Source organism: Aeromonas sp. FDAARGOS 1404, from assembly GCF_019047085.1.
Taxonomy (GTDB): domain Bacteria; phylum Pseudomonadota; class Gammaproteobacteria; order Enterobacterales; family Aeromonadaceae; genus Aeromonas; species Aeromonas veronii.
In genome coordinates, this window is record NZ_CP077237.1 from 3,396,744 (window position 1) to 3,410,905 (window position 14,162).

Below are 14,162 nucleotides of genomic sequence, written 5' to 3' on the forward strand. Positions count from 1 at the left end.
CAACTTAGGATTGAATGACAAAGATGAAAATCGTCTATCCCATGCAACTGGCGGGTGAGAACGGCTCCAGCGAGATTGCATCTCTCGATGAGTTTATCAAGAAGATCAACGGCCTCAAGAGCGGTACCTTCCCGATAGGCCGCAACCGTATCTGGCACGGTGGTATCCACTTCAGTAAAAGCGGAGGCTGGCACCCGAGCGGCGCAGTGCGCGCGATTGCTGACGGGGAGATTGTGGCCTACCGACTGGCGACTAAACCAGCCAAGGCGACCCGTAGCTCCGAAAAGGGCAAACCAGAGGGAAAGATTGACTTGTATACCTCCCCTTCGTTTTGTCTGGTACGTCATCGCTACGAAGCCGGTGAGCAGAGCAAGAATCAGCTGACCTTCTACAGCCTCTACATGCACATCGCCTGTGAGAACAGCTACAACAGTCCCGAGGCTGCGCGAGTAACGGTCAAGGGGACAGGTGTGTCCACCTATAAACCTGTGGTAGAGGGAACACCTCCCAAGCTGATTCGTCGGCTGTCTGGCGATAAACCTGTCTATGCGAAAAGGGGGGCCGAAGTGAAGTTGGTCGGCCAGGAAGTGAAGAGCCTGCTTAACCACAACGATGAGCCCCACGATTACTATCTGGTGCACTACGTTGATGACCCGGACAGCCTGTTCCATATTGCGGCAAGCCAATTACAGCAGGAATTTCCACAAAAGCTGAAGTGGATGACACCACCAGAAGGCAAACCGGCTCGCCATAAGGTCCCAGGTAATACATGGCTACGTAAAAGCGCTGACACCACAGCTGAGAGCTTGGGCTTGCCTGCAGGTAGTGAGGTCGTGATATCTGGTGAGCCGGCACAAATGATAAGCATCAATGGCGGCACGACTGAGTTTCGTAAAGTACAGGTTTTCAAGGTGGGCAGCGGCACTGTCAAAGACAGTGCCAATCAGGTGATGACCAATGCCAGCAAAGGTGCCGTTGGCTGGCTGGCAAAAAGCAAGATGGGGGCCGGACTGACCGCAGAACCGAGTATCCCTGTCGAATTCAAAGACGATGCGGTCGTTGACCGCAGCGCAAACCCGATACCGGTGCAGGCCGGAGAGATCATCGGTCATTGGGGTGAGCATGAGCTAGCCACTGCCGGAGCCAGCGGTTTCGAGAAAGACGCAGACAGCAAAGCCGTGCACTTTGAGGTGTTTGTGGCAGAGAGCGACAAACAGGTGCTTGAAGATTGCATCAATAACAAGGCGCGAGTAACCGGTGGCCAGGGCTACCTGCTGGTAAAGAAAAAGGTCACTACCTATCGTCTCACCAGCGATAGCAAGCATGGTTTTCACGAGGTTGCCAATTTTGGGCCGCTGGTCTTACCGTTGGCGGTGAAAGAGTCTGATATTGTCACTCACGGTGCCAACAACTTTGTGAAGGTACGTGAGCGGACTGCTGCGGACGGGGAGTTGGCTGGCGAGTTCGTATTGCAGGGCGGTGATGTCGAAGTGATCAGTCAGCACGACTGGCACAAGCTGGGCGTCAAGCTGGTCGATGGCAGCAGCGATGACGATGGATTTTTGGACAAGGCTGATACCGAGAGTGAAGAGCCGCAGCAGAAAGAGGCGAGCAAATTTTTTAGTACCCTCTATGACAAGCTGGTGACAGACGGAGACAACGATGGCACCCTGAGCGGCAATGACATCAAGGCCGCGCTGGCCGATGAGGAGTTGGCGGGCAAGTTGCGCATGTTGTTTATCAAGCACAAAAGCGAATGGGTAAAGCCTGGCGATTGGCCGCGTCTAAAGCAGGAGTTAGCCGAGCAGCCGAAGCTCTATGAGTATGCGATGCAGGTACACAACAATATGGCGTGGATGGAAGATGCCAGCGCGATATTGGGTGATACCCAACCCTGGTTTATTCATCCTGCGGGGATGATGGCATTAGTGGGAGAAAGAAAGACATCAAGATCCTGTGATTGTGAAAGGCTTTATGCTGATAAGTTCAAGGTCACTAGATATGGAAGTAAGTATGGTCCTGTCTATTGGGGGACGATAACACTGGCATCGTATTCAGGATGGAGCAATCTCTTAGCTACTGGAAAAATCACTGAAAATGAGAAAGTTATCTTGATCGCCATGTCAGACAATGAAGGAAAAATGGACGCGATACAGTCATATGATAGTGAAGTTGTTACTGCAGGCGCTATGCAGAAAACATTTAAGGATGGCGTTGGCCTTGAGGGGAAAGGGGAGCTTTCAATTCAACTAGCAAAATTTAGAGATAAATATCCTGACTTGTATGCCAATCATATGTCCAACTGCGGTTGGATAGTTGAAGGGACTGGCTCATCCGCAATCACGTATTATGTTGATGATTTGTTGACCGGCGGGGGTAAGGTTACGGGGAGAGATTTGAAAAATCTACTTCGAAAAGGTTGTGATGAAAGTACATTTAATAGTGTTATAAATAGCAAACCTCTCGCTGGTTTATTGAAAGTGATATCCTTGCCAGAGTTTTTAGATATTCAGGTGCTAGATTTTATTGAGCGTCTTCATAGTGCTGAAAGTCATGTTGTTTCTTCTGGCGATATCAGAATAAAGGACTATATTAAAAGCAATTTTGGTCGAGCAGTAGTGTTGGATCACTCGGTAAATAGGCCTGGTTATGTTAAAGACAACTTCAAAATGGCCATCAGTAATTTTCACACTAAAAACCCAAATGTTAGTTTAAATCCTCACGATTGGGCTGGGTCACATGAAATATATGAGAAAAAACTTCTTGAGGAATATAAAATGACAAGAAGCATGACTGACTCAATCAGTAGGTATAATTCTCTAAGGAGTAAGTTACAATGATAAAAAGCATGGCAGTAATTTTTGTTACACCTTTTCTGGTAACTTCAGTTACAGCTCTTGCTGATGTTTCCATTAATTCAAATGATGGCGGTTCATTATTTTTTTCCGGCAAACTAACTGGCGAAAATATTGATGCAAATGCTTGGAGTAAACTTTATTATATATCTGGGAGTAAGAAGGTAGATCTATCTTTACAAGATAGATATTATTTGGAAAATGATGCTGGAAGTATTTCAAAAAAATCTCCAACAGGAAGTTATATATTATTTTATAGTGTTTCAGGTGAAAGGGTAAGCTTGGGGGATGGAACTGAAAAATATGTTGATAGGGCTTACTGTAGCGTAATTGATATGCGTAATGGTTGTATTGTTAGTGACTGGGATGGTGAAGCATGTGGTTATGATTGGTTAAAAAACAAAGACGTATTGGCCAGTTCAGAAGATAAAGATGGTGATGTATTTGATTTTAAAGCAATGCGTCCATCAATAAATATAAAAAGCACCCAGCAGGTGATTGCCAATAAATCCTCATTAGAAAACATGTTGCGTTGCGAACCGCTTAATAAAACTAATGTAAATGCATATCAGTTTTTGCTTAAAGCTAATAAGGAATACTCATCCAGTATAAATGATAACATGCTTGATTACTTATTGTCTCTTTCTGAGAAAGAAGTGAAAAATAAATCAATGCTATTTAGTAAACCTCATGATAATAGTCAGTCTAAAGCATACCTCATTGCCGGTGATAAAGTTAGAATTATCCAAACAAGCACTGATGGTCGATGGGTTAATATTGGTTACATTAATAAAAAAAATAACACGCTGATTGCTTGGATTAAAGCTGTAAACTTGAACTGAGTAATTCAATTATGCTTTCATTCAGAGGTGTACCATTCAAAATAAATACAGTACATCTGCCTTGTGGATAGCTAATGGTGGTCGCCCCCACATTTATATAGGTCTAGATATCACCTGACACCGGCTTAACGTCGGTGTTTTTTTATCGCTACAAATAGTTTTGGTGCAGGATAGCTCGAAGATGTGCTGTATCCAGATGATTTTTCGTTGTGAAGATGGATTTAAGTTTGAATGCGAGATGCAGATCCTGATGATGAAGAAAAGTGATTAGGGGACAAAAAAGAAACCCGCCGTGGGCGGGTGGAAGGATTGCAACACTAACCAGGAGGAGGTGTTACCAGGTAGACCCCACCTCTTCGGTAATAGTTCAATTTTATTGAAGTTTTTTCGTTTTCTGCGCAGGGTTTCCATCGGGATCTGCGGGGGAGGATGGGTTATCATTCTGCTCCCGTCATCCGGTTGCAGAGGATCTATGCCCGCGTTTTCCTGGTTAGCGCTCTTTTTCGGCGCCTTCTATTTTGTCTACGGCGCTTACTTGCCGTTCTGGTCGCTCTGGCTGGAGGGGGTGGGCGTCAGCGCCGAGATGATTGGTCTGCTGCTGGGGGCGGGGATGGCGATCCGCTTTGCCGGCAACCTGATGGTGATGGGGCAGATCAAGGGGGCGGGCCATCTGTTGCCGGTTACCCGGTTGCTCTCCCTGCTCAGTTTGCTGGCCTTTCTCGGTTTCTACCTCAGTCATAACCTCTGGTGGCTGGTGAGCTTGACCCTGCTGGCGAACTTTATCTATCCGACCCTGATGCCAGTGGGGGAGGCGCTGGCGACCCGCATGGTGGTGCAGGCGCACCTCGATTACGGCAAGGTGCGGCTGTGCGGCTCCTTTGCCTTTATTGTCGCCTCGACCTTGGTGGGGGCGTTGGTGGGCAACTTCGGTAGTGACTGGATTTTGCACACCATGGTGGCGGGGCTGGTGCTGATGCTGCTGCTCAGCTGGCTGCCGCTCTATCCGGCGCCACAGGATAGTCAGGGCGAGCGCGCCAAGGCGTCCTTGCTGGCAACCCTGCGCAGCGCACCGGTGCGCCGTTTCCTGCTGCTGACCGCTCTGCTGCAGGGGAGCCACGCCGCCTATTACGGTTTCAGCGCCATCTACTGGAAGGCGCAAGGGTATAGCGGCACCATCATCGGCTATCTCTGGGCGCTCGGGGTGGTGGCGGAGATCTGCATGTTTGCCGCCGACAAGCGTTTCTTGCAGCGCTTTGGCGCCCAGAGTCTCTTTATCGCCGGTGCCATCGGTTGTGTGGTGCGTTGGGTATTGCTGGGTGCCTCGACCGAGTTGTGGGTGCTGGTGCTGGGGCAGCTGCTCCACTCGGTGACGTTTGGCATGAGTCATCTGGGGGCGGTGCGCTTCATGACCCGCCAGCTACCGGCCGAGCAGTTGATCCCGACCCAGGCGCTCTATGCGGCCCTTGGCCTCGGCATGACGGTGGCGGCCCTGATGGCACTTTGCGGTGTGCTGTTCGAGCCTCTCGGCGGCGGCATCTTCTTCTTGATGGTGCTGGTGGTCTTGCCGGTCTTCTTCCTGCGGCTGCGCCCCTTTGCGCCGTCTGCGCAGGAGAGTGTTCCAGCCTGATATTTGTCTATTTGAATCATCACCTAACAAAAGGGAGAGCCACGGCTCTCCCTTTTTCGTTGCTGCGGTTTGCGGCGTTACTGCTGCTCGCCCAGATAGAGGCGGCTGAGGCGGCGCCAGGTGTCCGAGCCGATGGTGCCAGCAAGCAGTTCATTGGAGGCGGCATCAAAGCGGCCATCCGGCAGCCAGCCCAGTTGGGGCAGCAGTTGCGCCAGCGTCACGTCATTGTGCTGCAGCTCCCGCTCCAGCGCTTCCCAGAAGGCGCTCCCCTTGACGTAAAAGAGCGGGTAGTAGGAGCGATCGCCCGCCAGCACCTCGCGAGCCGCCCGATAGAGACCACTCTCGCTATGGGGCAGCTGTTTGCCCCGCTCGGCCAGCTCGTTGACCGCCGTGACCTGATGCAGCCGAAAGCGGCGTAGCGCCTTGATGGCGAGGTACTCGGCGAGGCTCTCGTTGACCCAGGTGGGTTGTGGAGCAGAGTGGCGAGCGCTGAGGATATGCACCGCCTCGTGGGCCGAGGTGCGCAGCAGGCGCAAGGGGGCCTGTGGCGTCGGCTTGCCAGCCTCGGTGGGGTAGTTGGCGACAAACACCTGATTTCCGGCGGCGCCGCCGAGGGAGCGGGTCGCCACATCCCGCCCCAGCCACACCAGTTGCCATGGATGAGCGGGCGGATCCACATCGAGCTGGAAGGCCAGATAGTCGATGATCTCATTCAGTTGCTGCTGCAAGGCCGGCAGATCGAGCTGATTGGCGGTCTCGTCATGGCTCAGCACCAGCCGCGGATCCGGCTTGGTGACGGGCACAGTGTCCATACCAAACGGCAGGATCAGCGGCGGCTGGTTGACATCCGGCAGCGGTTGGCAGCTGCCATCCGGCAGACAGATCTCCCCTTGGCGGCTCCCACGTTGGCGCACCAGATTGCCCCATTCGGTCAATAGCCACTGATTGGGTGCGAACAAAAGCGATTGTTGGGCCGAGGCATCAGCACCCTCTGCCGGAGCCGGTGTGAGCGTGATCTGCCAGCCAACCTCTTTGCAAGAGAAGGGCTGGTTGAGGGCAACCGGCTGGTTGTTTGCAAGGCAGACCAGCGCGGGGGAAACCGGCGTGGCACTGCCCGGCAACTGACGAGCGGGGAGCAGGGTAAAAGGGGGCTTGCCCTGCATGGTGAGGCGCACTTGCAGCACATTGGCGCTGGCGCCCTGCTCGATAAGATAGCGGGGGCCGCTCGCGTCATTGCCAGCGCAGGCCCACAGCGGCAGCAGCCACAGGGCAAACAGGGTGATATGACGACTCATAAGGGGGTTAGCGCTCCTGCTCGTAGCCCAGCAGATCGCCGGGCTGGCAATTGAGTTCACGGCAGATGGCCTCCAGAGTGGAGAAGCGCACCGCCTTGGCGTGGCCATTCTTGAGGATCGAGAGGTTGGCCTCGGTGATGTCGATGCGCTGGGCCAGCTCGCGGGCGGTCATTTTACGCTCGGCCAGCAGGGCATCGAGTCGGATGATAATGGGCATAGGATCCTCACACCGTCAGTTGCTGTTCATCGGCCAGCAGTTTTGCCTCGCGCATGACCAGTGCCAGCGCCAGTACGATCAGTCCCGCCAGCAGTACCCGAAAATCGGAGGTACTCAGCGCTATGGTACCGAGTACTTCCGGGCCTCTCATGGTGAGCACCGTATCCAGCAAGGGGGTCAGGATCAATTCGACCAGGAAGGTTGTACAGAGCAGCAGTCCGATCTGCCGATAGCGGCGGATCTGCTCGAAGGTGAAGAGCAGACCGGCGCGGTAGCCGCGAAACAGCTGACGCAGTTGCCAGAGCATCATCATAAAGACCAGATCCGGCAACAGCTGCACCAGGGTGCCGAGCAGCCGGGTGGAGAAGTGAAGGGGATAGTCGGCAGGATTGATGCCGGGGCGGCTCAAGATGGTGTTGAGCTTTTCCTGCAGAAAATCGGCACCACCGAAGGGGGTCCACACCTCCAGCAAGGTGATCAAAGGGGTCGCCAGCAGTGCCAGCAGCAGCAGCCATTCGATCAGCATGCTCGAGTGTTCGAGTTTGTTGGAGATCATCTCATTCCTCACTGTGATGGTTTTATCTGAAAGGTAAAGTTTATCGTTTATCAAAATTTACATCGGCAATGTTTATTGTTTTGCGATATACAGTCAAGATAAAACTTATTGAAAAACGATAATTTCAATCTGTCCGAAGGGGATGACTTTTGGCTGCAGCCTCTCTAGACTGGCTAGGTTGTATACAAAAAATCAACATGGACAAGGAGTTATCGATGCACCAGGGATGGCTGCTGATCGGATTGTCGCTCACCTATCTGGGGCTGCTGTTTCTGATCGCCTTCGTGGCAGACAAGCACAAACGGCACCGTCTCAAGGGGCAACCGCTGCTCTACAGCCTGTCGCTGGCGGTATACTGCACCTCCTGGACCTTCTTCGGCACCGTGGGGCAGGCGAGCGAATCCCCCTGGTCGCCGGTGCCCATCTACCTTGGCCCCATGCTGGTCTTTCTGTTTGGCTGGCGGCTGCTGGCCCGCCTTATTCTGGTGGCCAAGCGCGAGCACATCACCTCCATCGCTGACTTTATCGCCGCCCGTTACGGCAAATCCCAGCGGCTCGCCATGGTGATCGCCCTCATCGCCATCATGGGGATCCTCCCCTATCTGGTATTGCAGCTTAAAGCCATCGTCACCGGGCTGGATCTGCTGATGGTCAACAGTGGCGGCATCAGCCCGACCAGCAATACCAGCGAGCTGGCGCTCGGGGTCACCCTGCTGCTGGCGCTGTTCAGCATCCTGTTCGGCACCCGCCATCTCGATGCCACCGAGCACCACAGGGGGATGGTGGTGGCCATCGCATTCGAGTCGGTGGTCAAATTGCTGGCCTTTATCGCAGTGGGGGGCTTCGCCCTCTGGCTGATCCTGAGCAAACCGGGCGAGGCTCACGAACAGGTGACCCGCGACTTTTTTGCGCAGGTGGTGGCGGTGAGCCCCGGCAACCTGCTGGAGCTTGCCATCTATACGGTGCTGGCGATGTGCGCCGTTATCTGCCTGCCGCGCCAGTTTCATGTGACTGTGGTGGAGAACAATCAGGGGCAGGACCTGCACTGGGCGCGCTGGATCTTCCCGCTCTACCTGTTCGTGATGGGGCTCTTTATCTGGCCGCTGGCACTGGCGGGCAAGCAGTGGGTCGGTGCTGACATGGCCTCCGACACCTATGTGATCAGTTTGCCGATGGCCCTCGGTTTCGATGGCATGGCAATGCTGGCGTTTCTCGGCGGTACCTCGGCGGCCACCGGCATGGTGATCGTCTGCACCATCGCGCTGGCGATCATGGTGAGCAACGATCTGGTGCTGCCGGTGCTGCTGCGCCGCTTCTGGCGGCAGGGGCGCGACGAGCGGCTGGTACGGCTGCTGTTGCAGGTGCGCCGTGGCGCCATCCTGCTGATCTTGCTGGCGGCCTGGGGGCTCTACCTTTGGCTCGGCGATCTCACCAGCTTGTCGCGCATCGGTTACCTCTCCTTTGGCGCGGTGGCCCAGTTTGCACCAGCCCTGCTGCTCGGCCTCTACTGGCGTCACGGCAATCGCAAGGGGGTCTATCTTGGGTTGAGCCTCGGGGTGAGCCTCTGGTTCGTCACCCTGCTGGTGGAGAGCGGGCTGCTGGCCGGTTCACCGCTGGCCGAGCTGCTGGCGCCGCCGGACTGGCCCGCGTTTCGCGAGCTGAGTCTCGGGGCCTGGTGCATCTTCCTGAGCCTGCTCTTCAACCTGCTCGGCTATGTGGCAGGCTCGCTGCTGTCGCGCCCTGCGGTGAGCGAGCGGTTGCAGGCGGCCAACTTTGTCGGCAAGCCGAGCCGCGATACCGCCGCCCTCTATCAGGCGCGGGTCTCGGTCAAGGAGCTGGAGATGCTGGCGGCCCGCTTTGTCGGTTCAAGCCGGGTCAAACGCGCCTTTGGTCGCTTCGCCGGCGAGCGGGGCGGCACCCTGGCGCCCCAGATGCAGGCCTCGGCCGAGCTGATTGCCCACACCGAGCGGCTGCTGGCGGGGGTGTTTGGTACCTCGTCGGCGCGGTTGGTGCTCGCCTCGGCCCTGCAGGGGCGCAACATGCAGCTCGAGGAGATCGCCACCATAGTCGATGAGGCCTCCGACGTGTTTCGCTTCAACCGCGGCCTGCTGCAGGGGGCGATCGAGCATATCGGACAGGGGATCTCGGTGGTGGACAGGGAGCTTCGGCTGGTGGCCTGGAACCGCCGTTACATCGAGCTGTTCCACTATCCGCCGGGGCTTATTCAGGCAGGGCGCCCCATTGAAGAGATCATCCGCTACAACGCCCAGCAGGGGCTCTGTGGCCCCGGCGATATCGAGGATCACGTGGCGCGGCGGGTCGCCTTTATGAAGCGGGGCAGCGCCCATATCTCGGCGCGGGAGCGCCCGGATGGGCGGGTGATCGAGATGCAGGGCAACCCCATGCCCGCCGGCGGTTTCGTTATGACCTTTACCGACATCACGCCGTTTCGCGATGCGGAGCGGGTGCTGCGCGAAGCGAACGAACATCTGGAGGCACGGGTGGCCGAGCGCACCCGTGAGCTCTCCGAACTCAACCGCCAACTATTGCTGGTGAACCAGCAGGTGGAGCGGGCCAATCAATCCAAGAGCCGTTTTCTGGCGGCGGTCAGCCACGATCTGACCCAGCCCCTCAATGCCGCCAAGCTGTTTACCTCCTCCCTGCTGGAGATGTTGCCCGATGCTGGCGAGCAGGCCCGCATCGCCCGCCATATCGACGATGCGCTGGGGGCGACCGAGGATCTCATCACCGATCTGCTCGATATCTCGCGGCTCGAAGCGGGCAAGTTCAAGGCCAAGAAGCTCGACTTTGCTCTGCGCGATCTGCTCGACAACCTCAAGGCGGAGTTTGGCGTACTGGCACAGGCAGGGGGGATCCATTTCTCGGTGGTGGAGAGCAAGCACGCGGTACACAGCGATGTGCGGCTGCTGCGTCGGGTGCTGCAGAACTTCCTCACCAATGCGTTTCGCTACAACCCGGGGGGCCGGGTGCTGCTCGGTTGCCGCCGGATGGGGGAGAAGGTCCGCATCGAGGTGTGGGACAACGGCCCCGGCATCCCGCAGGACAAGCAGGAGGCGATCTTCGACGAGTTCTCCCGCCTCGATCACTCCCGCACCGCCAAGGAGCAGGGGCTGGGTCTGGGGCTTGCCATCGCCCGCGGCATCTCGCAGGTGCTCGGTCATCAGCTCACATTGCAAAGCTGGCCGGGCAAGGGGTCGGTCTTTGCGGTGACCCTCAATCTGGCGACCCGGCCGGTCACGGCCCATCAGCTGGCGGCGCCGGTGGTGCACGACAGCCAGCTGGAGGGGGTAGCCGTGCTCTGTATCGACAACGAGCGGGACATTCTGACCGCCATGAGCACACTGCTCGGCCGTTGGGGCTGTGAGGTGCGCTGCGCCGTCGATCTGGCCGAAGCCGAGGCGCTGGTGGCAGACGGGTTTGTGCCAAGACTGGTGCTCTCTGACTACCACCTCGACGATGGTAAGACCGGATTGGAGGCGCTCGCTGCCCTCCAGCGAGTGTGTGGCGACGAGCTGGGAGGCATCATCATCAGTGCCGATCGCAAGAGCGAGCTGCAGGCGCAGATCCGCGAGCGGGGGTATGGCTACATCAGCAAACCGGTCAAACCACTCAAACTGCGGGCCCTGATGAACAGTCTGCTGCTGCGCTAGCCACATCCGGGGCGGCTAGCCGTGAACCTGCTCACAAAACCGTACAATGATCCTGTGGCCCGTGGTCATGGATGAATGCCGAAAACAGAGGTTTATTGGCGAAGATCTCTTCATCTTCCTGCGCAATCGCCGCCAGTTACAGTATTGGCTTGCCACTGTCGGTGAACGCCGACAGTGGCAGACCGGATTGGCTCACTCTATAGTCGGGATGCGATTTTTTGCATCGCAAATGAAGTAACCGAAGGGCAAACCGATCGCAAGATCGGGACGCAAAGCTTCCGGTCCAGGGATGAGCCGTACTTGAGATAGCGGGGCCACCACAGGTTGTTGTGCACCTTTGCCAAGAGGCCGCACTGCCGTCTGCGTTACCTGTCAGGGCGTAGCCCTTTTCGTTGCCAACATAACGAAATAGGGAAATATAAAAAATGCTAAGTCCAAAGCCTACCATGCTGGCCCTTGCGGTCGGTCTGTGCTGCGCCTCGTCCGCTTATGCTGCGGCGCCCGGCAAGCCCACCATCGGATGGGGTCCCACCAAGTTTTCCATCGTTGAAGTCGATCAGGCGGCCACTGCCTACAACAATCTGGTCAGGGTAAAGGATGCCGCCGATGTGGAGGTGAACTGGAACCTCTGGAGCGGCGATCTGGGCCAGAGTGCCAAGGTACTGCTAAATGGTCAGGAGGTGTGGTCCGGCCCCTCGGCCGCAGCGGGCAGCGCCAAATTCAAGGTGAAGAAAGGGGGGCGCTACCAGATGCAGGTGGCGCTGTGCAACGCCGATGGCTGTACCCTCTCTGATGCCAAGGAGATCGTGGTTGCCGATACCGACGGCAGCCATCTGGCGCCACTCAAGGCGCCGCTGCAGGAGAACAACAAGCCCTACGCCAACAAGTCCGGCAAGGTGGTGGGGACTTACTATGTGGAGTGGGGAGTCTATGGCCGCAAGTTTACGGTGGACAAGATCCCGGCCCAGAACCTGACCCATATCCTCTATGGTTTCACCCCCATCTGCGGCGGGGATGGCCTCAACGACAGCCTCAAGGAGATCGAAGGGAGCTTCCAGGCGCTGCAGCGGGCGTGTGCCGGTCGCGCCGACTTCAAGGTGGCGATGCACGATCCATGGGCCGCCATCCAGATGCCGCAAGGCAACCTCACTGCTCATGACGAGCCCTACAAGGGCAACTTTGGCGCCCTGATGGCGCTCAAGCAGGCCTATCCGAATCTCAAGATCCTCCCCTCGGTCGGCGGCTGGACCCTCTCCGACCCCTTCTACTTCCTCGGTGATAAAACCAAGCGCGATGTGTTTGTCGGCTCGGTGAAAGAGTTCCTGCAGACCTGGAAGTTCTTCGACGGTGTGGATATCGACTGGGAGTACCCGGGCGGACAGGGCGCCAACCCGAAACTGGGCAGCCCGAGTGATGGTGCCACCTATGTGGCCCTGATGAAGGAGCTGCGGGCCATGCTCGACGAGCTGGAGGCCGAGACCGGTCGCCAGTATGAGCTCACCTCGGCCATCGGGGCGGGGGGCGACAAGATCCAGGATGTGGACTACAAGGCGGCCCAGCCCTACATGGACCACATCTTCATGATGACCTACGACTACAACGGTGCCTGGAGCAACACCGAGCTGGGCCACCAGACCAACCTTTATGCGGCGAGCTGGGATCCCGATACCAAGTACACCACCGACAAGGCGGTCAATCAGCTGCTGGCGCAGGGGGTTGAGCCGGGCAAGCTGGTGGTTGGTGCCGCCATGTATGGCCGTGGCTGGACTGGCGTGAGCGGTTATCAGGGCAACAACCCCTTCACCGGCAAGGCGACCGGCAAGGTGAAAGGCACCTGGGAGGACGGGGTGGTGGATTACCGCGACATCGTCAACAACCGCATGGGCAGTGGCTGGGAGAAGAGCTACGACGAGGTGGCCGAGGCTCCCTACCTGTTCAAGGCGTCGACCGGCGATCTCATCACCTATGACAACGATCGCTCGGTCAAGGCCAAGGGGCAGTATGTGCTGGCCAACAAGCTCGGTGGCCTCTTCTCCTGGGAGATCGATGCCGACAACGGTGACATCCTCAACGCCATGCACGAGGGGCTGGGCCACGGCGAGGGGACGACTCCACCAGCCAACAAGCCGCCGCTGGCCAATGCAGGCAGTGACCTCAAGGTGACCGGCCCGACCGAGGTGACGCTGGATGGGTCGGCCTCCCACGATCCGGAAAACAGCGCGCTCAGCTACAGCTGGAAGCAGATCTCCGGGCCGCAGGCTGGCTTGCTTGATGCCACTCAGGCCAAGGCCCGCGTTGTACTCGATGCGGTGACTGCCGACATCAATCTGGTGTTCGAGCTGACAGTGACCGATGACCAGCAGTTGAGTGCCAAGGATCAGGTTGTTGTCACCAACAAGGCGCCGCAGGCCAATCTGGCGCCGGTGGTGAGTGTACCTGCTACGGCCTCTGTGGAGGCGGGCAAGCAGGTGACCATCAAGGCGACCGCCTCTGATCCGAACGGTGATCCGTTGACTTATCAGTGGAGTGTGCCGGCAGGCATCACCGCAACGGGTCAGAACAGCGCCACTCTGGTGGTCACCGGCCCGAGCGTCACCAGCGACATCGGCTATGACCTGAGCATCACCGTCTCCGACGGCGGGCTGGATGCCAGCGCGGCAACTCGTCTGACGGTCAAACCGGCCAGCAGCGGCGGTGGTTGCACGGCAACCGATCCGGATGCGGCCAACTGGCCAGTCTGGAAAGCAGCCAGCACCTATAACAGCGGCGACAAGGTGAGTCACAACCAGCTGGTGTGGCAGGCCAAGTACTGGACCCAGGGCAACGAGCCTAGCCGCACCGCGGATCAGTGGCTGCTGGTGAGCAAGGTGCAACTGGGTTGGGATGCCAATGTGGCCTACAACGGTGGCGAGCTCACCACCCATAACGGCCGTCAGTGGAAGGCGCAGTACTGGACCAAGGGCAATGAGCCCGGCAAACACGACGTCTGGCAGGATGTGGGAGTCGCCAGTTGTAAATAAGCGTTGAATGGTGGCGGGGCATGCCTGTCATGCCCCGTTTTTTCTCCCCGCTTCGCCACATTCTGGCGGGTCTGCCAAC

8 protein-coding genes and 1 riboswitch are annotated in these 14,162 nt (G+C 57.1%); of the genes, 5 read left to right on the top strand and 3 right to left on the bottom strand.

Features of this window, described 5'->3' with window-relative positions; translation table 11 throughout:
- Positions 1 to 23 precede the first annotated feature (23 nt).
- The 3 genes from I6L34_RS15985 to I6L34_RS15995 all read left to right on the top strand — a co-directional run bounded on the left by I6L34_RS15985 (position 24) and on the right by I6L34_RS15995 (position 5,324).
- Entirely contained in the window at positions 24 to 2,840 is a 2,817-nt protein-coding gene (locus I6L34_RS15985) for a hypothetical protein (RefSeq protein ID WP_234781320.1), read from the top strand.
- On the top strand, positions 2,837 to 3,697 hold the full coding sequence (locus I6L34_RS15990; protein ID WP_152985878.1) for a hypothetical protein: 861 nt from the start codon (positions 2,837 to 2,839) through the stop codon (positions 3,695 to 3,697). The genes I6L34_RS15985 and I6L34_RS15990 overlap by 4 nt, the downstream gene beginning before the upstream one ends.
- Before the next feature lie 472 nt (positions 3,698 to 4,169).
- On the top strand, positions 4,170 to 5,324 hold the full coding sequence (locus I6L34_RS15995) for a 3-phenylpropionate MFS transporter (RefSeq protein WP_058060596.1): 1,155 nt from the start codon (positions 4,170 to 4,172) through the stop codon (positions 5,322 to 5,324).
- 77 nt (positions 5,325 to 5,401) lie between these two features.
- Here I6L34_RS15995 and I6L34_RS16000 read toward each other — a convergent pair whose 3' ends face one another.
- The 3 genes from I6L34_RS16000 to I6L34_RS16010 are packed head-to-tail and all read right to left on the bottom strand — an operon-like array spanning position 5,402 to position 7,392.
- On the bottom strand, positions 5,402 to 6,619 hold the full coding sequence (locus I6L34_RS16000) for a hypothetical protein (RefSeq protein ID WP_058059139.1): 1,218 nt from the start codon (positions 6,617 to 6,619) through the stop codon (positions 5,402 to 5,404).
- A 7-nt stretch (positions 6,620 to 6,626) separates the two neighbouring features.
- The gene (locus I6L34_RS16005; protein WP_005348179.1) at positions 6,627 to 6,836 is read right to left on the bottom strand and encodes a helix-turn-helix transcriptional regulator; all 210 of its coding nucleotides are present in this window, start codon (positions 6,834 to 6,836) and stop codon (positions 6,627 to 6,629) included.
- Between the two features lie 7 nt (positions 6,837 to 6,843).
- On the bottom strand, positions 6,844 to 7,392 hold the full coding sequence (locus tag I6L34_RS16010; RefSeq protein ID WP_058059138.1) for a DUF2975 domain-containing protein: 549 nt from the start codon (positions 7,390 to 7,392) through the stop codon (positions 6,844 to 6,846).
- 215 nt (positions 7,393 to 7,607) lie between these two features.
- On the opposite strand from I6L34_RS16010, the gene I6L34_RS16015 reads away from it, so the two are divergent.
- Positions 7,608 to 11,063, top strand: coding sequence for a PAS domain-containing hybrid sensor histidine kinase/response regulator (locus tag I6L34_RS16015; protein WP_216954972.1), 3,456 nt, complete (start codon positions 7,608 to 7,610; stop codon positions 11,061 to 11,063).
- A 234-nt stretch (positions 11,064 to 11,297) separates the two neighbouring features.
- Positions 11,298 to 11,385: riboswitch (cyclic di-GMP riboswitch) on the top strand.
- A 103-nt stretch (positions 11,386 to 11,488) separates the two neighbouring features.
- Positions 11,489 to 14,083: a glycosyl hydrolase family 18 protein gene (locus tag I6L34_RS16020; protein ID WP_216954973.1), complete on the top strand. Its 2,595-nt coding sequence runs from the start codon at positions 11,489 to 11,491 to the stop codon at positions 14,081 to 14,083.
- Positions 14,084 to 14,162 lie beyond the last annotated feature (79 nt).

Excerpts from the sequence above, each read along its gene's own strand:
- I6L34_RS16005 (WP_005348179.1), bottom strand. The coding sequence starts at position 6,836 with ATGCCCATTATCATCCGACTCGATGCCCTGCTGGCCGAGCGTAAAATG.
- I6L34_RS16000 (WP_058059139.1), bottom strand. The coding sequence starts at position 6,619 with ATGAGTCGTCATATCACCCTGTTTGCCCTGTGGCTGCTGCCGCTGTGG.
- I6L34_RS16015 (WP_216954972.1), top strand. The coding sequence starts at position 7,608 with ATGCACCAGGGATGGCTGCTGATCGGATTGTCGCTCACCTATCTGGGG.
- I6L34_RS15995 (WP_058060596.1), top strand. The coding sequence starts at position 4,170 with ATGCCCGCGTTTTCCTGGTTAGCGCTCTTTTTCGGCGCCTTCTATTTT.
- I6L34_RS16010 (WP_058059138.1), bottom strand. The coding sequence starts at position 7,392 with ATGATCTCCAACAAACTCGAACACTCGAGCATGCTGATCGAATGGCTG.
- I6L34_RS15990 (WP_152985878.1), top strand. The coding sequence starts at position 2,837 with ATGATAAAAAGCATGGCAGTAATTTTTGTTACACCTTTTCTGGTAACT.
- I6L34_RS16020 (WP_216954973.1), top strand. The coding sequence starts at position 11,489 with ATGCTAAGTCCAAAGCCTACCATGCTGGCCCTTGCGGTCGGTCTGTGC.
- I6L34_RS15985 (WP_234781320.1), top strand. The coding sequence starts at position 24 with ATGAAAATCGTCTATCCCATGCAACTGGCGGGTGAGAACGGCTCCAGC.